Genomic DNA, 18,436 nt, shown 5'->3' on the forward strand with positions numbered 1-18,436 from the left:
GCTAGCTAGAGCGGCTACAGACGTTTCACACTTACTAGGTAAGAAAAAGCCCGACTCAAGGTCGGGCTCAGGCACAGCAGGGGTAGGGCTTAGCTCAGGCTATGGCCCTGATCCTGGATGATTGCATCGTCCAGGGCTTCGAGCAGTGCACGGCGCACTTTCAACTTGGTGTGCTTGTGCGCGTTCATATTGATCTTCTTCAGCTGCCGCGCCGCTTCCAGTGCGGCGGCGTGCAGTTCTTCGGGTGCCACCACCTTGTCGAGGAAACCGGCGTGCAGGGCGCCTTGCGGATCAAACATCTCGGCATTGATCACCGAACGCTGAAACGCCGACTTACGCAGGCGATCCCGCGCCAACTCGATACCGGCATGGTGCATGGTCATGCCAATCGCCACTTCATTCAGACCAATGCTGAACGGGCCTTCGACGCCAATCCGATAATCGGCCGACAACAACAGGAACGCGCCTTTGGCCACCGCATGGCCAGGGCAGGCCACGATCACCGGGAACGGATGCGCCAACATCCGCCGCGCCAGGGTCGAACCCGAGGTCACCAGGCTGATTGCCTCTTTAGGGCCTGCGGTCATCACCTTCAAATCATAACCACCCGACAAAATCCCCGGCGTGCCCGTGATGATCACCACCGCCCGATCCTTCTCGGCCTGATCCAGCGCCGCATTAAACTCACTGACCACCGCCGGAGAAATGGCATTCACCTTGCCGTTGCTCAGGGTCAGGGTCGCGATACCGTCTTCGAAGTGGTAGGCAATCAACTCACTCATGACGCGGTTCCTTGTAGGGTTTGTTATAGAGGTAGATGCGCAGACGTTACTCACCACGCCCGCGCGGGTAAAGCGCCGTGACTGACTACCCAGTCAGGCTTTTCCCGCGTCCCCACGGGTAGACGGCCCGCAGCAGGGCGCAGCAACCGTCCCAGACGCCTGCCGCCGATGCCCGAGAATGGCACAATCACCATCCCTCGCCGGGAGGGGAATGGCATAACCGTCTAAGCGCATGAAAATTCTGAAAAAAACCTTTGCCATCAGAAAGGCTTTCGACTACATTAGCGCGCCTCGACAGACTGAACTGGTTTGACGAGATACGGTGAAGTGTCCGAGTGGCTTAAGGAGCACGCCTGGAAAGTGTGTATACAAGAAATTGTATCGAGAGTTCGAATCTCTCCTTCACCGCCAAATTTGAAACGGCTAAACCCCTGAAAACGTTGAAGTTTTCAGGGGTTTTGTGTTTTCAGAGGGTCAAAAAAGGCCCATATGGGAACATCCATGGGAACACGGGTTGCCGGATTGCCTACGTTCGAACCCCGGTTTACGGGGCTTTGTCACCACCGGGTGTCTGGATGCCCAGGGCGTGCTGCAGCATGCCGATGACGTCCGGGCCGTCCTCGTTGATCCACATGCCGTAGTGCTGTCGGATCATATTGGCGCTGGTGTGGCCCATTTGCTCCGCGATCCAGTCAACCGACGCCACTCCGGTGGTGAGCAACTGGCTGGCGTAGGTGTGTCGGCATTGGCCAGGACCGCGATAACGAACGCCGGCCGCTTTCAAGTGCGCTTTGAAGAACCTGTCCCTCACGACGAAGTCGCTGACGTGCGGCAGGCCGCTCTTGGTGTTCAGGAATACAAAGTGCAGCTTGTGCTTGCGGATGGTCTTGTTGTCCCGTTCTACGACGTCGACCGTGTCCACGGTCTTGAGCTGGTTGATCGCGTCCAGCTTGCGCAGGGCATCCCATGCGGGCTCCAGTAGACGCACCTTGCGCGTAGAGCGCCGGGTTTTCGTCACGCGATAGGCTCCACGCACCTTGGACCGTCGGAAAGTCACCGTCCCTTGTTTCAGGTCGACGTCCTCCCAGGCCAGCGCGATGGTCTCAGACACCCTTGGGCCAGCCCAAATCATGAACTGCACCATCAGCAGCTCCTGGGTGCGGCTGGTGTGCGTATTGAGGATCTGCTTGATTTCCGCCCTGGTGAAGGGGTCCGGCGCTTCTGGGTCCGGCAGGCGCACAAATAACCCCTCGGTTGGGTCGTGTGCGACCTTCTTCCGTGTGCGGTACAGACGGAACACCTGGCGCACATTGCTGATGATGTCGCGGATGGTTTTGTTCTTCAGTCGCTTCGACAGCGGCCCCTGAATCCACTCCTGCAGGTCCAGGTGGTCAATCTGATCGATCTGAACGTCACCCCAGCGCGGCCGCACATGGACCTCAGCCTTGTTCTTGTACCCACGGAAAGAGGTCGCGGCCACGCTGTTGCTCTTGATGGTCAGCCACAGGTCCAGGTAGTGCCCAAAGCTGTTCTCGGCCAGTTTGGTCGACTCGGGAAAATGCCGGCGGTAATCGAAGGTACCGGCCTGGATCTCGTACTCGATCACCGTGACCAGGCGCTTTGCATGCTCGCGGTTGGCCGGTGTGTTGCCGCCGGGCACCAGCTCCCGGCAAAGCTCGCCATTAAAACGAAAATAGACCCGTACCGAATTGCCACGGGCCTCTACGCCATCTGCCATATGCGTCCCCACGCGATGTATCGAAAGATTCTGTCAACAGGAAGAAAAAAGGCCCGTCGCCGGGCCTGATGTATTGCGGTTTAAGTGTTGCCGATCACTGCTGGCGAAGTAACCAGAACAGTCCGGCACTTTTTCTAGGTGCCGGTGTGGCCCCGGCTTGGGCTTCCTCGGCCCGCCGCTTGGCGTTGATGGCCTGGCGCTCTTTACTGCATTTTTGATGGTTGCCGTGGGCGCGGGATCTACCGCACTGGTCACAGACGCCGGTCAGATCGAGATTCCAAGGGAAGGATCTACCATTGTTCATGGTTACACCCCCGGTCGGCTTTTGAAGGCAAGCCAAATGTAGTGGCGACCTTTGGCGGTGACCTTGATCTTGCTGGTCTGCTTGTTCCAGCTGATCAGGCGCAACTCGTCGAGGATCGTTGTCAATGTGTGGCCCTGGTGCCAGCCGGCCAGCGATTTTGTGCAGCCCTGGGCCAGAAGCCCGCGGAAGTCTGTGTGCCCGAAGTTGGTGCCTTGGAAAGCGGCTTGCATTTGCTCATCGCTCACCAGATCGGTGATGACGCGCACGGACGGATCGAGGCGATAGCACTTATGCGTCATCGTGGCTGCCCTCTGCTGGCTGGCCTTGCGTGATCCGTTTGAAATTGATCACCCAAACCCAAGGATTCGCGAAGTAGTCGCCTCCGGTGCTTTCCCAGATGTATCGGAAGTGCTCCTGCACCGTGGCGTTGTAGATGTAACCGGGGATTGAACCGTGACCGCCCCTCGCTCCCTCGGCACTGCATTGCTCATCGGTAATTGAGTGCAGTCGCTCCACACGCACATCGGTAATCTCCAGCAGGATGCGGCTTACCCAGCGCGGCATGTGAATGGATGGACGCGTTTTTCCCGGTGTGATCATCGAACATCCGGTGTGCCTGACGGCCCCATCTGCTGGGTACTGGATTGGCTCACCTTGGCTAAGCTCTCTCGGCGTGACCGCATTAACTTGAGCGTCAGCCTGCCAAGCTTCTCGGACCCACAACCGGTCACCAGGGCGACCATACGGGCAGGCATGCTCGCCGCTGCACCAGAAATGGAAAATTCCAGGGCAGGTTTCAATAGGTGTTTGCGCTGACTGAATCCAGTCGCGTTTCACCTCGCGGCGCGTGACTGTCTTCTGGCCGGAGAGGATCGCTTGCACCATGGGGCCCCTGAATAAAATTGGTCGTTCAATTGCTGTATTCATGGTCAGTCCTCAATCGCCGCAGAAGCAGGCAATAGCCTCGTCGTGGTCGGCAAACATGTCGAATTGGGTATCGGAGTAGTCGAGCATTTGTTGGTAGCTGGGGCGGTCGAAGCGGAAGCGGGCGCCGTCGCCAGTGAATTCACCCGTGGATACAACTTCCCGTTCCTGCCTGGCCCACCAATCTCCTTTGCGCACCGGCTGCCCACAGTCGCTGGCAATGATTGAATAGACCTGCTTGACCCCCTTCAGGAAGCAGCAGTCGCAGTTGCCTTCCAGCGTGCGGCCGTTGATCGTCGGTAGCATTAGGTCAAACGGCTGGCTGGCCCAGAATTCCGTTACGTCCTGTACGCCGACACCTGCGTCCGCCAAGGGCATAGCCATGGTCGCCCACTTGCTTTCGCTGGTGCTTTTCCGGTTTCTGATCTTCGCCACCCGGCGTGGCTCATCGGCCCGTATACCAGTCATCATGTCCACCGGTGCTTCCTCTGTCGAAAGCCCCAGGCTGCGCAGGTATTTGTGGATGATCCTGATCTTAAGGTCGATGGTGCAGAACCTGGTTACCGGGTTGGGCAGGTATTTGCGTTTACGGATCAGCGCTTCGAAAGGTTCGCCCAGGCGGCTAGCGGTGGCGTAATGCACCACCGCAAATCCAGCGTCATCGTCTCGGAACTCCAGCCAGGCAATCGGCACCGCCCAGCGCTCGGCGCATTCCTGCACGAACTCCAAGGTTGCGGGATGTTCCTTCCCTGTGTTGGCGAAAGTGACCACCAGATCGCTCCAGTCTTCATTGTTGTCCAGTACCTGCCGCAGCATGTAGGCACTTGTCCGGCCACCGGAAAAGCTCACAACAGTCGGCCCGGATATTTTGTATGGGGAGATTGTGTGCATTAGGTCTCTCCCTCACATCCGAAACGATTGATGAATGAACGCCGGCTGAGCCTTATGTTCTGCGGGTTTCGCCATGTCGCCCTGGACCTCGCAAACGAACTGATGCCGCTTCCGATTGGGCCCAGTGAGGGCTTCGGTCAGACCTGGCACGGCGGCGGCGCATTGTTCGTTGGCGTAAGGGCCGCTCCAGCTATCAGCCTTCACCACCTGGCAATCTGTGCGGGTCGCATCCGCGCACAGGTAAAGCAGCAGGAAAACAGTCATGACCGTTGCTCCAGCTTCGCCACGCGTGCGGACTCGTATTGGCTTGCCAGTATCTCTACCGCGCCGTCAATCCACCCACAGGATGGTTTCCCAGCCGCCACGTTGGCCAGATGCTCGGCTTCATTGATTTGAAAGCCCAGGTGAAAGTACGCGGTGCCGTCGAGTTCAAGCTTGACTCCGCCGCTCATGAGCAAGTGGCCCGTGTTTACCCCCAACCGCTGCCAATACTCATGGGAGCTGAGCCTTTTTGGGCAATGCTCTGCCCACAAGGCAACCAGGCGTTCATGCTCAGCCCGAACTGCTGCGCGATCTTCCTTCGACATGCCTTTGGTAAGCTTGGCGGTGCTGCGCAGTGAGCGATAGCCATAGTCATCAGGGCTGCACCAGTGCGCATCCAGCTCAGCACCGCCTGTAAGTTTCACACCACCAGCAAAGTGAGAAGTGATGTCTCGCATCGGTGCAACCTTTCCGCCGAACATTGAGCCAAGCACAGCCATTTGGGCGATCAGGATGTCCTTCTGACGGTAAAACTCCCGAACAATGGCGACGGTCGCAGGCTCGCTGGATTTGTAGAAAAAGTCGGCCATGATCACTGCCCTCCCAACTGCGTGCGTGTTGTAGAGGCAATAGATGTGATCTCGGCCCCCACTTCGATCGCAAGAACAGCGGTTCCGTGCTTTGTTGCGCCGCAGGTGCAACGGTAAAGGCCACGGGTGCTGATGCTGCCGAAGTTGCCGTTTAGACGGGTGATGGTGATGTTGTGGACGAAAGTCCAGCTGTGGCGCTTGCCGAGGGTGCAGGGCTTCATGCTTCACCGCCTTGCACGACAGGGGCAGCCAGTTGCAGCAGAGCCTGCATGTATTCAATCGCCTGGATGGCGTCGTCATGGGATTCGCTGAACACTTCGCGGGCCGTTTGCGCTGCACGGTTAACCGAGGCCTGCCAGTCTTCTGGCTGTTCGTCCGCCTCCCAGCCCAGCCTTTGGCGCCGCTCCATCAGGTCTAGTGCCTTGCGCGCCTTAGCGCTCAGCTCCGGGCTGATGCCGCAATCAGCATCAGCCACGTAGTTGACGAACTCCAGTAGGGCATCACCGGCAGCCAGTTCATGGCCGCGACTCCAGGAAATCACCTCCCCCCCGTCGACTTCTTTAGGAACGGTATTTCCTTGGGCCCCACGGATAACGATGGTGTCGTATCGCGGTGTGGTAGCCTCTGGCGTGCTGCTTTTGGGTTGATTCACTTGCATGGTGCATCTCCTTTGGGTGGTAGGTGTCGGGGAGTTGGCGCTCCTCGACACCATCTTTCAGGCTGGTTTGGCCTGGTCTTGCTCAATGATCTTTATGACTTCGTCCCGGTCTTTCGCGTAAGCGAAGGGCAGTTCGCCCCCTGGGCGAGTGATGGGGTATCGCGACTCTGGTAACCGGCACAACGCGACGGTGTAGCCGCTGTCGGTCAACCAGCAGTTCTGCTGGGCTTGCCCGTCCCTGTTGCGTTTCGGCGCCCATTTCATGCCCATGTCCCTATCAGTTCTTCCCAGATGGCATCGCCGTCGGGGAGGTACGTGTGCACCTCTTGCTCTGGCGAGTAGTCCAGTTGCAGCACCGCCAGGCAGTCATCGAACAGTGCGGTGTCGAGGCCGCGCAGGCTGGTGAGCACGAAGGGGTAGTCGTGGCCGTTGTAGAGCCCGAGCAGGAAGCGGCCGATCACTGCGCTCTGGCCTGTATCGCGCTGGGCGACAGGGACCAGACGGTTAAGTGCCTCGATACCGGCTTTACGGATGGCGGGGCGCTTGGCTTCGAACTCTTGCAACTGCTGAAACCAGTTGGGTTGCGGTTGTTGGGCAGGCGTATTCATGCGGGTTCTCCTTTCGAAGGCCTGATCAATAAGGAATGGTGTCGAGGAAAGCGATGTCGTGAACCACCTTGCGGGCTTCAAGCTGGACGTCCTGCGGGATCGCGAGAAGAGAGCAAAGCAGGTTGAGCAGAGCGAGCATTTGCGCGCAGTTGAGTGCGGTGCGCGCGTTCAGGCCTGGCCCGTATTTGTGCATTAGCTGCCCCTGGTAGCCGGGCAAACAAACTTTAATGGTGCTGGAAATCCAGTCTTCTGCCTGAGCCACCTTGATACCGAATGCACTTGCCTCGTCTGCGTTGAGGTCGCCAATAGCCTCGGGCCGGATTCTGGGCGTATGGGCGTCGGCTCCTGAAAGATCGACCACAACCATTCGACTGCGGACCGCCTCACTGCACTCCAACGGTTGGTTTGCAGTGATCACGAGAGCACCCTTGAAGGTCACGCGCTGGGTCCGATCACCTCCCTCCTGGTTGATGACGTCGCCGGAGCTATAGAGCGGCTTCAGTTCATCCCAATCAAAGGGTTGTTCTGGCTCACCGTGGTGTTCGCAAATATCAAAGGGTTGTTCTGGCTCACCGTGGTGTTCGCAAATGACGATCGGCCGTTCTGCGTTGGCGTAGATGCGAGCCCGTGCGGCCTGGGTAGCGTGGGACAGCGAATGTGCATAAGGGGCTTGGCCGTTCAACTTTTGCAGGTACTCCAGCATCAGCGACTTACCGCTGCCGGCGGCGCCGTTGATCTGAAGGAACGGGAAGCTGTTCTGGTCTTCACGAATACGGGCGGCATGCGCAGCCCCCATCCACCAGGCCAAAGCAACTACCCCTCTGGCGCCGAAGTAGGCGACAAAATCATTGAAGCGAATGGCTGATTTGAGTTCGTTTTGCATTGTGCTGCTCCTGTTGTTGCGGTGGTTACACGCCCTGGAATACCCAGCAGCGAATGGTTTTCGGTTTGTCGAAGGCGTCGACCTGGCGCGCCGAGTTGACGGGCTTGTTCGACTCCAGAAACTTGGGTGACTTGCTGGTCTTGAGCAGGCGCTTCAGATCGCTCAGCGGGGGAACCTGCTGCCGCTTGTTGGCGGCCATCTCCACGAATTCGTTGAGGTTCACGGCGATCAGGCCGTCGCGCCGCGCATGGTTGAGCGCGCTTTTCTCGTCCATGCCATTGAGGAATTCGTACAGGTCCCAAAATTCGCGCACGGTCGGGTGGTCGGCGTTGATTGCCTGCTGCCGCTCCAGGGCCATACGGCTGATTTCGGCATGTGCGAGGGCCTTGCGACGCTCGCCGAGCGGCACGACCCCGGCCAGTGCATCCACCAGGCTGCGCAGTTGGGCGTGATTTTTGGCTATACGCACAGTGCGCACGCCAGGCTGGGCCAGCAGCTCCTGCTCGTAGCCGGAGGTGTTTTCCTCCATCAGCCGCATGGTTTCAGCTTCACGTTGCAGCGCCTTGACCAGGAAGCCGCTGATGCTGTCCATCGGCATGCGCTCCAGTTGCTCGGCGTACTGCTTGGTTTCCGGGGTGTGGTGCTCGCGTGTCAGATGCACATGGCAGATACGCTGCAGGATCGGTTCCGAAGCGTTCACCGGGTTGTTCTGAGCGATCAGCAAGGCGGCGCGGAAGGGCGGTTCGTGGGTGTCGTTTCCGTTGTTTTTCACGCCCGTGGAGCGAACGCTGCGGCCGTTGTAGGCGGTTTTTAGTTCGTCCCAGTCGAAGTGCTTAACCGGCTGGCCTTCCTTCTGCTCGCGCTCGGACTCGATCAGCACCACCGGCAAGTTGCTGACCTGCGAGAAGTTACGCGCACGGCTTGCGGCCGTCGCTTTGGACGGGTCGAAGCCTTCGTAATCAGTACGCCCGACCGACTTCCACAGCAGCTCCACCAAGGTGGTTTTGCCCGAGCCAGCTTCACCCACCAGCTCCAGAAACATCAGTGACTTATGGATCTGGCGGATTTGCTCCGCGTGCAATGCGCCCAGCCACCAGGCGAGCACCACCAGGCCCTGTACGCCAAAGCAGCGCCAGTAGATGTCGAACCAACCCTCGTTGTAGGCATTGAGGTCGGTATTGATGTGCAACACAGGCGACTGGCTCTGCGACTTAATGCTCAGCTTGCCGAGGTCAAAGAAGTCTTCCTTGTTGCGCACCTGCACCTTGCCGCCGTGAAAGGCCAGGTCGTTGAAAACATAGGCACCATGGTCGCGGCTGTAGCCGATCCATTCGATGGTGTTGACGGTTTTCAGGCAGTCCAGCTGGGGCGCCAGAATTCGTTTCAGTTGCTGCGCACTGCCCTCAAACATCGCGCCGTTGGAGACGTTCAGGAGACGATTCGCGAACTCAGGTGCTGACGTGAGTTGCTTGGCCGTGAACGTGCTTTTGATGGCCGGCCCCTGCGGGCGCTCGATACGGAAGTAGTACCAGGCTTCATCTGTCAGGTCGTTGCGCATGTAATACAGCGCCTGGAAATTGCAGTTGGCGATGCTGGTCACTGATCCGGATTGGCGCAGTGCCTTGTAGCGCTTTTGGTCGTCGTTGAGCAGTTGGTCCTCATGGCGGTCTGAACTCTCCAGATCGGCCATGGCACGGTCGTACCGCTCAAGGTCCAGCCGAAACCAGTAAAGGCGCTTGCGGAAGGTGAAGTTGAATTCCTTGCGCTCGTCGCGCAGGTAAATGAGGAACCCCTTTTCTTCAGCCGAGTCAGCCAGCAGCAAATCGCCGTGGTGACGGGCTTCGTCCAGATCCTGCTCGATCCGCTCGGCACGCTTGTCGTCGCCCTCGATCGGCTTCCACCGTAGGTGCAGGTCGTTCCAATCAACCTTTTTGCCATTGGGCTGTGGGATCACCGCAGCCTTGCAGGTGAAGCCCAGCTCGCGCGCTTCCTTCGCCCAGCGGCGCATGTTGGCCTTGGCGACGGGCTCGTTATCCAATGCCCACACAAGTACCGGCAAGCGCCTGTCGGCGTCGTGGCGCAGCTTGGCCAGGGCCTTGAGTGAGTCGATGGGGCAGGGAGCGCTGGACATCATCGACACGGCTGGCACTTCGTTGTGCACCAGTGCAATGGAGTCGAAAATTCCCTCTACTATGAACAGCTCGTCGACTTCCAGCAGGTCGACGCTCGGCGGGCACCACCAGACGCCTTTGTAGCCGGACAAACCATCGCCGGTGGGGCGGAAGCGCGCTTTCATCTTGCCTAAGCGATCTGGCCGATCGATCAGCCGTTCCCAGTACCCACCCTTTTCCAGGGCGAAACGTACCGTGGCGCTGCCGATGTTTAGCCGGCCATCCCAGTAGTTTTCCTGGGTGAACCAACCGGCAATCAGCTCAAATTTGAAGCCCCGTGCAAATTCAAGGTATGCGCGTGCCGTGGCCTGGGGGTTGTCTGGCGTCGACGGGGCGGTCTTGCTCCAGTCGTTGAACAAGTCGTCGTAAACGTCCTTCACATGGACGCGGTGGTCGCACTTTTCCGGCCGTCCGCAGATCAGTGTCCAGGGCGAGTCGTAGAAGGTGTAGAGGGTCTTCTGGCCACAGGCAGGGCAAACACCCTTACGCATATATTCGGTGCCGCGCATGTGCTTGAGCTGGTAATCCCGCTCAATGCGTTGGATGACGTCGGCGCGCAGCCTTTCTTTCATTTCCATCGTGGCTTACTTCGCTTCGTCGAGACTGTGTTTAAGGGCGCCCATCAGGCTTTTTCTTGCTGCCAACCCGGGGAAGGCCACCAGCAATGAGCCGTGCCGCAAACCCTCGGGGATCATGCGAAACCGATCGTCATACCAGTGCTCGTTGAGCTGCGCCGAGTACTGCGCGCGCAGGTCCTGTAGCAGGGCCTCTGCCTGGTCGCGGGGCAGTTTTGCGGTGATGGCGATGTCGATTTCCATGGTCCACCTCGGATTGCGGGCAAAGCTCACCCAAACCCATTGGGAATGGGGCAGGGCGGGGGGTTAAAAGGAAGCGTTACTGAGGGTGTGGCTTGTGTACGGCGTTGCGCTGGTCGAGCATTTTTTGCGGCAGAAAGCGAGCCGGAACTGGGAAGCGTTGATCTGCGAGAACGTCCACCAGGTGTACACGGGTGCTGTCAGCCCCGGTGGCCCAGTCGACGCCGATCCAACGACGCTTTTTGATCATTTGCAGTTCAGTCCAAGCGTTGTGAACAAGCTTTGGCGCCATGAACACCGGAACTTCCAACGCAAGTGTCAGGTGGCGAATGCAGCGATCGAACAGCAAATCGGAATCCACCAGGTGTTCAGCCTCGTGGCGTTGCAGGTAAGCGAAAGCAGCTTGTTGCATGCTGCTGCGGTAGTCATGAGTCTGTTGATCGAGGTTCATCACGCGCGCTCCATTTCCAGTTGGTCCAGCAGATCGGGTTGATCGTTTTTCGACTTGAGGTTCTGACGTGCAAGTAGCCGAACCTTTGTGGGAGCCGTGGGCAAAACCGTCAGGGGCCGCTCAATGCCGGACGGGCTGAGCTGATATTCCCAAACCAACGACCCGGAGAAGGTGGCACCGCACAGCAAGTTGGTGCATTCCGAGTACATCGAGCGGAAGCAAGGCGTCTGCCCCTCGGAGGTACGGATGCGCATAGAACTGTTGCAGCAAGGGCAGACGAGTTTGTAAGTACTCACTAGACAGCTCCCTGGCTGTAAAGCTGGATAGTCGCGAACACCTCGGCGTAACGAGCCGACATGTAGGTGACCAGGGCGGCGATGATTGCGTCGGCCTCGCGCTTTTCGATGACTCCGTCATCCAGGGCCGCAGACATGATCTGGTCAACCCTGCCGCGCTTGGCCGAGGCTTTGAGCGAACGGGTGTACAGCTCAACGTTGTCCAGGGTTTCCGGGAGGCTCAGCGGTACGAACATGCCGCCGTACATTGAGGCGATGTAGTCCGGTAGGAAGGTGGTACCGGCAACCTTCTCCAGGCGGTGAATATGCTCGTCGGTCAGCGGGCGACTACCTGCATTTCCGTAGGCCTGGTTGTCGAACTTCTTAATCGGCATGCCGAGGTCTGCCGAGGCGTACGACCGACCGCCAGGGTAGGCACCGATCACGGCCATGACGACGCTTTTTCTGCTGTCTAGAACTGGGCGTTTCATCTTCTGGTATCCCCTTGGAGCCAGAGGCCCTAGTTTGTAATCACGCCGTCTTTGATCCCGAGCAATACCGCCGCCCGGTGTGCTTCGCCACGACGACCTTTCTTGCGGCCGTTAAGCAGGTCACTGACCAAATTTCTGTTCAACTCATATGTACGGCAGAACTCGGCAATGCTGACGCCCTTGCGGTCAAGAGCTGCGCGGGCTTGCTCGGGTGTCAGAGGGGCGGGCATAGTGTTCATGTGTGTTCGTTCGTGTTTGTGTGAGGGCATTTTTGAACAGAAAAATATACAAGTCAATAAGGATTGCTCATAAAAATGTACATTTCTGATGGGGTGGGCGATCGCCTAAAAGAAGAGCGCGACCGTTTGGGCCTTAGTCAGACTGATTTCGGGGCGTTCGGAGGTGTCAGCCGAGGGACACAGAAGGCTTACGAACAGGGCGCTAATTCGCCCGATTTGCGATACCTGGCGGCTCTTGAGAGAGCGGGTGTGGACATTCAGTACGTGCTGACAGGCGCGAAGACCTTGCTGTCGAAAGATGGGATTGACAGTGCTGAGTCTCGAATTCTAGAAAACTACCGATCCCTATCGGAGGGCGATAAAGCATCCGTCCAGAGGCTGACGAGCGCTTTAGCAATCTCTACTACTACTTAAACTTTTGTCTCGTTCTAGGTCTGCGGCGGCCAATCGGCCTTAGTTCCTGTGGACTGCACTGACTTATTTCTCTGCCCAAAGTGTTCGTTGCCTTTTTTGCATGGCGGGGGTGGTGGCACACCAAAACATGCTGAGAATCGCTCGTTCGCCGGGTGTTTTCGACGGCACTACCGATAGTGCCGGGCGCCCGTTACGTGTTGTAAAGGGAGTAGAACATGTTGGTGAACAGCGATGCAGAGACCAATCAAACCGCAAGCGGTGAAGAACAGCGTTTTACACACGCGGAGCTTCACTTGGTGAAGGTGTTCAGGCAGTTGAGCGAGGAACACCGGAACGACGTGCTGCGCTTTATTGATGCACTCTTGAACGCTCAGTAGGAGGGGAAGCCCGGTTCGCCGGGCTTTTTAAAGAGGCTGATGCTGCCAGTATGAGGCTTGCGCTATTGCCGAATTAGTGATTGCCAAATAGCCTATGTGCTTTGGCAATACCAAAGATCCGACGGTCTCAAGGAATGATCCATAGAGGGAATGCTGTGAAAACTGACGTACTGATGGGCGCCTTCACCGGCCTGATGCTGTTTGCACTCTCCACAAACGCCCTGGCAGAACCCTGCGACGATGTTCTCGCTGCGCTCCAGCAGGAACGCCACCTTTCCCAGGTCAAGCAAACTGAGGGCAAACAAACCACCGAGTATCGTGACGGTCCGAATATCGCGCTGTCGCTCAGTTGTGCCTTGGGTGCTCCCAACGTTGCTGTTACTTGGGATGGCCCAGCCCCTGATCAAGCGTTTTATGACCTTGTCGGCCGTACTGGCGGCCTGGTATCAAAACGCTCCGCTGCCGAAGTGGTGAAGGCGTCCAAGCAATGCCGCCAACAGGCACTGAAAGACGATAGCGAGATTGCGACCGTCGAGCAAAAAGGACTGGCCATCGAATGCCAGGCCTTTGCCCGTGACGGTGGTGGCACGACCATTACCGTGTTCGCCGAGTAACCTTCCTACACCTTGGCCCCGCCGTCCGCAGGGCCTCCCGTTTCAGCCTTCGTCGCCTGAAGCCGCTTCCACTCCCGATCCACAGCCCGCTTGGCCGTGTTCTTGTTGGCGTACAGCCACAGCAGACGCCGAGGCTTATCCTGGTCCCCGGCCGTCATAGTTTTCTCTTTCCCGGTTTTGTCATCACGGTAGTAGGCGATGATCCCGGTGTAATCCAGTTTGTTCTCCACCGCCAGGTCATCGACGGTGTCTTCCGGCAACTTGCTTTCCAGCTCCAGGCTCATGGTGTAGCCGTTGTCCGGGCTGAGGTTGTGTTGCACGTTGCCGCCGTACCAGATGATTTCGTCGATTTCAGCCTTCACGCCTTGCAGCGTGTAGGTCAGCTCCGGGATCAGATCGGGACGGCCCACCGCCAGGGTGTAGCTGAGGGTCGCGCTGCCACGGCGCAGGCGGTTGAATTCCGCCCGGGCAGCACGAAGGGCAGACTGCTTGTCGCTGTAGGTGTGGCGCAGGTCTTTGAGGTTTTCGCCGCCGCCGGCAATGGCTTCCTGCTTCTTGGCGCTGTTCACGTCGTAGAAGTAGGCACGCACACCGTCGTAGCTGTCGCGGTCAGCCAACAGGTAGCGGTGCTGGTCGCCGTCGGCGCGGGTGAGGGTGATGTGGGGCAGGTCCAGGCCGCTGGCGGTCTTGCCACCACCGGCTGGCATGCACAGCAGGCATCCCGCTTTGACGCTGGCCACCGCGTCGAACTCTTCACCCAGGCGGCTGATCAGGTTGGCGTCAGATTCGTTCGCCTGATCGAGCTGCAGGATGGGCAGACCGTCGAGCGCACCGGCAATGGTGGCGGTGAGGCCGTTGCCTATTGCGATATCGCCCAAGACGTCGCCGAGGGTGGTATTGCTCCAGCTGCGCTCGCGTTTGGTTTTGAGGGCCTTGCGTAGATCTGCCGAGCGAGCGCGGATGCTCAGCATATCCGGCGCACCACTGTGTTCGATCTCGTCGACGGTGTAGGTGCCTTTGTCGACCAAGCCGGTGTCACTCCAGCCCAGCCATAACCGCACCACCGCACCCTTGGGGGGAATCGACAGCAATCCATCGTGGTCGCTGAGGGTGATGCTGAGCTGATCGGCTTCGATGCCGCGGTTGTCGGTCAGTTCAAGGCTCATCAACCGCGGGCTGATGAGTTGGGCGATGTCGTTGCCGTCGACGGTCACGCGAAAAGCCGGTACCGGATACGCCGCATCGCGTTTGTAGCGATCGACCGTGTCTTTTAGAAACCCGGTCACACGGGAAAGGGCGGCGTCGATCATAGCAACCTGCGCAGGATATTCACGCCGACGGCGGTACCGGCGCCCAGTAGGTCGATCCGGTCATCATCGATACGTTTGAGGGACAGGCTGAATTCAATGCGCCGAGGCGTGCCGTCGCTAAAGAAAATAGTCTTGGTTTCGCTCAGACTTTCGATCACCCATAGGCCGTAAATGCGGCCGCTGCCTTCGACCATAGGCCAGGCCTTGCCGGTGTTAGCCATCAATCGAATGGCGTCCAGGCTGAGGCCGCTGCCCGCCAGCTCAGGCAGGATCACACCTGGCAGCGTGATGGTGTCGTCGCCACGCCCAAGGAACTGCCGCGCGGGTACGGCACCGATCCGATTGTTGCTGGCGTGACGCCATTCGGTTTGGCGCTGCAGTTCCTGATAGGCGGCGGTTGAGAGGCTGAACACGAACATGCCGAGGGCGAGCATCATGCGGGGTTACTCCAGGTCTGACAGTTTGCTGCGTGTACGGGCGTTTTTTTCGCTCTCAACACGGGCCAGTTCCGCACGCACGGCCCGCGCAATTGCCATGGCATCCATACCCTGACCGGGATGGATGTTGATTTCGTACTGATCGTGGCTGTCGTAAGTGGGGCTGCTCATCGCGCTGATGGGCGGGCGGTCATCAATTGCCAGCGCCGTTCCGCTCATCGTGCCCAGGGTCATTGCGCCGGCGGCAGTGAATTGTTTGCTGAACTTGCTCAGTGCGGTGAGTGGCCCCCCTTCACCGGTTTCGAGCCCCTGTGTCAGTCCCGCCATGGTGAAGCCGCCCAGCTCCGCAAACACCCGCGATGGGCTGTGTATACCGAGCTTTTCCTTGAACCACCCAATGGTCGAGTCTCCGATCGATACGATGGTGTCTTTCACCAGGCCCATGCCGGATATCAAGCCGTTCACCAACCCATTGACGATCATGCTGCCGAATTCGGTGAACCGTGACGGCAGCTCAATACCCAGATAGCTCAGTACCCCGGCGAAGGCTTGGTACACGAGCCCCAACGGACTGAAGTTCACCAGCGTGGCGATGATGCCGCCGATGCCGCCATCGAATCCGGCCTTGATCTCCGTCCAGGCGTTGCTGAAATATAGCTTCACTGCGTCCCAGTTCCGGTAGATCAAGTAGGCGCCGCCGGCAATTGCGGCGACAACGGCGGCGATGATCAGAACGATCGGATTAGCCGCAAGGCCCCACAGGGCAATGCCTACCATCCGAATTGCTGTCAGCAGCGCGCCGCCCATGGTCACGGCCAGCAAGCGAATGCCCTGCATTAGCATCGGGAACGCGTTTTTGGCGAGGCCAACCAATGTCGGGAACAGCCGCTGGGCGACGGCAACCACCCCGGCGCTCTTGAGGCCGAACAAGCCCATGCCGTAGCTGACCACGGCAAAGGGGCCGATCAAGCTGGCCAGGGTCAAGGCTAGCGCACCGAAGACACCCGCCAGCACGCCGACCACCATCAGGGTTTTCGTCATGGCAGCGGCGGCTGCAGGGTTCTCCTTCATCCATGCGGTGACGCCCTTGATCGCTGCGGTGATGCTTTTCAGCGCCTCGACGTAGGTGGGCAGAATCGCGTCGCTCATTTCCCGGTAGGCATTGGCTTTTTGTGCGAGCAGTTCCAGCTCAGCACCCTGAGCGGTGTTCATGCCTTTGTCGTAGAGCTGGTCGATGCCGTCGGCACCGGCATTGAGCTTGGCATTTTTGTGGATCTGCTCACGCTGCAAGTACATCTGCGCGAACAGGTTGGAGGCGGTTCGGTTGGAGAAAATGCTGCCTATGCTATCCAGCACCTGCTTCTTGTCCGTGATGCCTTTGGCGGCCAGCTGCGGCAGCAGGATTTTCTCCATCCACTCGAACTGGTTCTCGCGAAACAGCTCACTGCCCTTGATCGCACCGACGTCGAGGAAAGCAATTTGCCCAGCCTTGTCATGCTTGACCTTGGCCGGGTCGACCAGGCCCAGTTGTTCTAGATTGTTCGCCGCACGTTTGGTGGTCTTGCCCTGGTAGATGTTGGAATAGGCGCTCATCATCGCTGTACCCACACGATGGCCACCCATTTCCTGCACCAGCGGTTCCATCTGGTAGTAGAACGCTTCGTCCTTGATGCCCTTGGCCGCTACACCGCCGGTCTTGATCACGTTCAGCCATTCATTCGGCCCAACACGGCCCCCGGTGGCGGTAAGGATGCGCTGCACGATATCGGCTTGATTGATGAACGCTTCTTTACTGGCCAGGCCACCGCGCAGCTCAATCACCTTGAGCATATCCATGAACTTGCGTTCGTTCTCAGAGCCTTCTTCCTCACCGTACATCGCGTGGTTGGCAAACTTCATTTTCGCCAAGGTGGGAGCAACCATTTCCGCTTCATGCTCGTCGGCAAACACCGTCATTGCATCCCGAACCAACGTTAGGTTTTCCGTCACGCTGGTGCCGTAGGTTTTCATGCGCTTGGCAAACTCAATCGCCTTGCCGGTGTCTTCCTTGCCCAGGCCCAGGGCGGCAACACGGTTTTCTTCAAGCGCGAACTGTTTACCCTCTTGTAGAGGCGCGTAAAGGCCATGGCCGATGGCGTATCCCGTGCCCATACCGGCGGCGCCTGCCATAGCAGCGTTGCCGGCGAACTGCTTGCGCCCGCTGTATGTGCTGTCGAGGCGTGCCCGGGTTTTTGCCGCGCGTTCCTGATTGGCGTTCAGGGCTCGCAGACGGCGCCCCTGCTCTGCAATGCTGTTGTTGGTGGCGCTGATCTGCTCACGTAACTGACGTTCGTGGGTGCTAAGATTTTTGGTGCCGATGCCTGCATCGGAAAGCTTGGACCGCAGCCCCTGGAGCTGTATGCCTTGCTGTAGGTGTTCTTGTTTTAGGCGTTGGGCTTCGCGCACAGCTGCGCGAAAGTCCTTGGTCATTGCTCTGGTCGGGGCGCCGGTCGCGGCGAATTGCTGGCTGAGGGCTTTAACTCGTTCACGGGCGGCGTCCAGGGATTGCTTGGTTTCGTCGGCGGCAGTTTTTTGGGAGCGCCAGGCGCTCACATCTTTCTGCTGGGTGTTGAGTTCTTTCAGGCGGTCACGGGCGGCTTTGAGTGCGCGGGCCGTTTCGGTGCTGCCCCCTGTGATTTTCTTCAACGGGCCTGTGGCTTTGTCGATGGCGTCGAGCAACACCCGCAGTTTTAAATCATTTGCCATCGACGCTGCTCCGAATACGCGCCCGTTCGCGCCAGTCCATCAGTTCCTGCAGGCCCAGCTGATCCATGTCAGCCGGCGCCCAGTGAAAAACCACGGCCAGATCGGCCATAGCGTCTTCTACGCAACGAGGGATGCATCCGTCTTCAGTTGCTTCTGCAACAAAAAACCAGACACCTTGTTGCCGAGGATGAACAGGTCGGCAGGGTCCATGCCGGCAAGCTCGACGGCCGTAAGGGTCGGGGTGCTGATGCGCGGTAGCACCTTGAGGAGGCTGGCAACGTCCATGTTCAGCAACTCGGCCAAGCTAACGCCGCGCAGTTCGCCCGAGTTTGGCTTGCGCAGGCTGATGCTGTCGATGGTGGTTGTGCCACGACGGATCGGTGTATCGAGGATAACGGTGTTGTCGTCGACCAATGGTTTAACGTCAGTCTGTGCGGTAGCTGCGGTGTCCATGAGTA

At 58.6% G+C, this 18,436-nt stretch carries 26 protein-coding genes and 1 tRNA gene; 4 read left to right on the forward strand and 23 right to left on the reverse strand.

The window, feature by feature from the left end; translation table 11 throughout:
- Positions 1 to 89: 89 nt before the first annotated feature.
- Entirely contained in the window at positions 90 to 782 is a 693-nt protein-coding gene (locus BMH52_RS10530) for a crotonase/enoyl-CoA hydratase family protein (protein ID WP_014719521.1), read from the reverse strand.
- 321 nt (positions 783 to 1,103) lie between these two features.
- On the opposite strand from BMH52_RS10530, the gene BMH52_RS10535 reads away from it, so the two are divergent.
- Positions 1,104 to 1,193 (forward strand) — tRNA-Ser (locus tag BMH52_RS10535).
- 133 nt (positions 1,194 to 1,326) lie between these two features.
- On the opposite strand, the gene BMH52_RS10540 is transcribed toward BMH52_RS10535, so the two are convergent.
- The 17 genes from BMH52_RS10540 to BMH52_RS10625 all read right to left on the reverse strand — a co-directional run bounded on the left by BMH52_RS10540 (position 1,327) and on the right by BMH52_RS10625 (position 12,072).
- A complete protein-coding gene (locus BMH52_RS10540) occupies positions 1,327 to 2,520 on the reverse strand; it encodes an Arm DNA-binding domain-containing protein (protein ID WP_073843636.1) in 1,194 nt (397 codons plus the stop codon).
- A 306-nt stretch (positions 2,521 to 2,826) separates the two neighbouring features.
- Positions 2,827 to 3,123, reverse strand: coding sequence for a hypothetical protein (locus BMH52_RS10550; RefSeq protein WP_073843640.1), 297 nt, complete (start codon positions 3,121 to 3,123; stop codon positions 2,827 to 2,829).
- Positions 3,113 to 3,751: a hypothetical protein gene (locus BMH52_RS10555; RefSeq protein WP_073843642.1), complete on the reverse strand. Its 639-nt coding sequence runs from the start codon at positions 3,749 to 3,751 to the stop codon at positions 3,113 to 3,115. The genes BMH52_RS10550 and BMH52_RS10555 overlap by 11 nt, the downstream gene beginning before the upstream one ends.
- A 9-nt stretch (positions 3,752 to 3,760) precedes the next feature.
- Positions 3,761 to 4,639, reverse strand: a complete 879-nt coding sequence (locus tag BMH52_RS10560) for a phosphoadenosine phosphosulfate reductase family protein (RefSeq protein WP_073843644.1) — start codon at positions 4,637 to 4,639, stop codon at positions 3,761 to 3,763.
- A 12-nt stretch (positions 4,640 to 4,651) separates the two neighbouring features.
- On the reverse strand, positions 4,652 to 4,903 hold the full coding sequence (locus BMH52_RS10565) for a hypothetical protein (protein WP_073843647.1): 252 nt from the start codon (positions 4,901 to 4,903) through the stop codon (positions 4,652 to 4,654).
- Positions 4,900 to 5,490, reverse strand: coding sequence for a hypothetical protein (locus BMH52_RS10570; RefSeq protein WP_073843649.1), 591 nt, complete (start codon positions 5,488 to 5,490; stop codon positions 4,900 to 4,902). Before BMH52_RS10570 ends, BMH52_RS10565 begins: the two co-directional genes overlap by 4 nt.
- Before the next feature lie 2 nt (positions 5,491 to 5,492).
- A complete protein-coding gene (locus BMH52_RS29275; RefSeq protein ID WP_073843651.1) occupies positions 5,493 to 5,711 on the reverse strand; it encodes a hypothetical protein in 219 nt (72 codons plus the stop codon).
- Complete coding sequence (locus tag BMH52_RS10580) at positions 5,708 to 6,148, reverse strand: hypothetical protein (RefSeq protein WP_073843653.1); 441 nt, start codon at positions 6,146 to 6,148, stop codon at positions 5,708 to 5,710. Before BMH52_RS10580 ends, BMH52_RS29275 begins: the two co-directional genes overlap by 4 nt.
- A 57-nt stretch (positions 6,149 to 6,205) precedes the next feature.
- A complete protein-coding gene (locus BMH52_RS10585) occupies positions 6,206 to 6,412 on the reverse strand; it encodes a hypothetical protein (RefSeq protein ID WP_073843757.1) in 207 nt (68 codons plus the stop codon).
- Complete coding sequence (locus BMH52_RS10590) at positions 6,409 to 6,756, reverse strand: hypothetical protein (RefSeq protein ID WP_057709688.1); 348 nt, start codon at positions 6,754 to 6,756, stop codon at positions 6,409 to 6,411. Before BMH52_RS10590 ends, BMH52_RS10585 begins: the two co-directional genes overlap by 4 nt.
- A 25-nt stretch (positions 6,757 to 6,781) precedes the next feature.
- Complete coding sequence (locus tag BMH52_RS10595) at positions 6,782 to 7,639, reverse strand: hypothetical protein (protein ID WP_057709689.1); 858 nt, start codon at positions 7,637 to 7,639, stop codon at positions 6,782 to 6,784.
- Between the two features lie 25 nt (positions 7,640 to 7,664).
- Positions 7,665 to 10,382 (reverse strand): toprim domain-containing protein, encoded by a 2,718-nt coding sequence (locus BMH52_RS10600; RefSeq protein WP_057709690.1) that lies wholly within the window; start codon positions 10,380 to 10,382, stop codon positions 7,665 to 7,667.
- Between the two features lie 12 nt (positions 10,383 to 10,394).
- A complete protein-coding gene (locus tag BMH52_RS10605) occupies positions 10,395 to 10,628 on the reverse strand; it encodes a hypothetical protein (RefSeq protein WP_057709691.1) in 234 nt (77 codons plus the stop codon).
- Positions 10,629 to 10,704: 76 nt separating this feature from the next.
- Positions 10,705 to 11,076 (reverse strand): hypothetical protein, encoded by a 372-nt coding sequence (locus BMH52_RS10610; protein ID WP_057709692.1) that lies wholly within the window; start codon positions 11,074 to 11,076, stop codon positions 10,705 to 10,707.
- Positions 11,076 to 11,372 (reverse strand): ogr/Delta-like zinc finger family protein, encoded by a 297-nt coding sequence (locus BMH52_RS10615; protein ID WP_057709693.1) that lies wholly within the window; start codon positions 11,370 to 11,372, stop codon positions 11,076 to 11,078. The genes BMH52_RS10610 and BMH52_RS10615 overlap by 1 nt, the downstream gene beginning before the upstream one ends.
- Complete coding sequence (locus tag BMH52_RS10620; protein WP_057709694.1) at positions 11,372 to 11,842, reverse strand: YmfL family putative regulatory protein; 471 nt, start codon at positions 11,840 to 11,842, stop codon at positions 11,372 to 11,374. The genes BMH52_RS10615 and BMH52_RS10620 overlap by 1 nt, the downstream gene beginning before the upstream one ends.
- A gap of 29 nt (positions 11,843 to 11,871) precedes the next feature.
- Positions 11,872 to 12,072 (reverse strand): DNA-binding protein, encoded by a 201-nt coding sequence (locus BMH52_RS10625; protein WP_057709827.1) that lies wholly within the window; start codon positions 12,070 to 12,072, stop codon positions 11,872 to 11,874.
- Between the two features lie 84 nt (positions 12,073 to 12,156).
- On the opposite strand from BMH52_RS10625, the gene BMH52_RS10630 reads away from it, so the two are divergent.
- The 3 genes from BMH52_RS10630 (at position 12,157) to BMH52_RS10635 (ending at position 13,486) form a co-directional block, all read left to right on the forward strand.
- Positions 12,157 to 12,495 (forward strand): helix-turn-helix domain-containing protein, encoded by a 339-nt coding sequence (locus tag BMH52_RS10630; protein WP_057709695.1) that lies wholly within the window; start codon positions 12,157 to 12,159, stop codon positions 12,493 to 12,495.
- A gap of 215 nt (positions 12,496 to 12,710) precedes the next feature.
- Positions 12,711 to 12,872, forward strand: coding sequence for a hypothetical protein (locus tag BMH52_RS29185; RefSeq protein WP_157255539.1), 162 nt, complete (start codon positions 12,711 to 12,713; stop codon positions 12,870 to 12,872).
- A gap of 173 nt (positions 12,873 to 13,045) precedes the next feature.
- Positions 13,046 to 13,486 carry a hypothetical protein gene (locus BMH52_RS10635; RefSeq protein WP_134327138.1) on the forward strand — a complete coding sequence of 147 codons (441 nt, stop codon included), beginning with the start codon at positions 13,046 to 13,048 and terminating at the stop codon, positions 13,484 to 13,486.
- 5 nt (positions 13,487 to 13,491) lie between these two features.
- On the opposite strand, the gene BMH52_RS10640 is transcribed toward BMH52_RS10635, so the two are convergent.
- The 5 genes from BMH52_RS10640 to BMH52_RS10660 are packed head-to-tail and all read right to left on the reverse strand — an operon-like array spanning position 13,492 to position 18,431.
- Positions 13,492 to 14,796, reverse strand: a complete 1,305-nt coding sequence (locus tag BMH52_RS10640) for a phage late control D family protein (protein ID WP_057709697.1) — start codon at positions 14,794 to 14,796, stop codon at positions 13,492 to 13,494.
- Positions 14,793 to 15,233: a phage tail protein gene (locus BMH52_RS10645; protein ID WP_057709698.1), complete on the reverse strand. Its 441-nt coding sequence runs from the start codon at positions 15,231 to 15,233 to the stop codon at positions 14,793 to 14,795. Before BMH52_RS10645 ends, BMH52_RS10640 begins: the two co-directional genes overlap by 4 nt.
- A 6-nt stretch (positions 15,234 to 15,239) precedes the next feature.
- Entirely contained in the window at positions 15,240 to 17,978 is a 2,739-nt protein-coding gene (locus BMH52_RS29550) for a phage tail tape measure protein (RefSeq protein ID WP_073843655.1), read from the reverse strand.
- Entirely contained in the window at positions 17,968 to 18,087 is a 120-nt protein-coding gene (locus tag BMH52_RS10655; RefSeq protein ID WP_073843658.1) for a GpE family phage tail protein, read from the reverse strand. Before BMH52_RS10655 ends, BMH52_RS29550 begins: the two co-directional genes overlap by 11 nt.
- 8 nt (positions 18,088 to 18,095) lie before the next feature.
- On the reverse strand, positions 18,096 to 18,431 hold the full coding sequence (locus tag BMH52_RS10660; protein ID WP_057709700.1) for a phage tail assembly protein: 336 nt from the start codon (positions 18,429 to 18,431) through the stop codon (positions 18,096 to 18,098).
- Positions 18,432 to 18,436 lie beyond the last annotated feature (5 nt).

It is taken from the genome of Pseudomonas sp. BTN1, assembly GCF_001907715.1.
In the GTDB taxonomy this organism is placed as follows: domain Bacteria; phylum Pseudomonadota; class Gammaproteobacteria; order Pseudomonadales; family Pseudomonadaceae; genus Aquipseudomonas; species Aquipseudomonas paracarnis.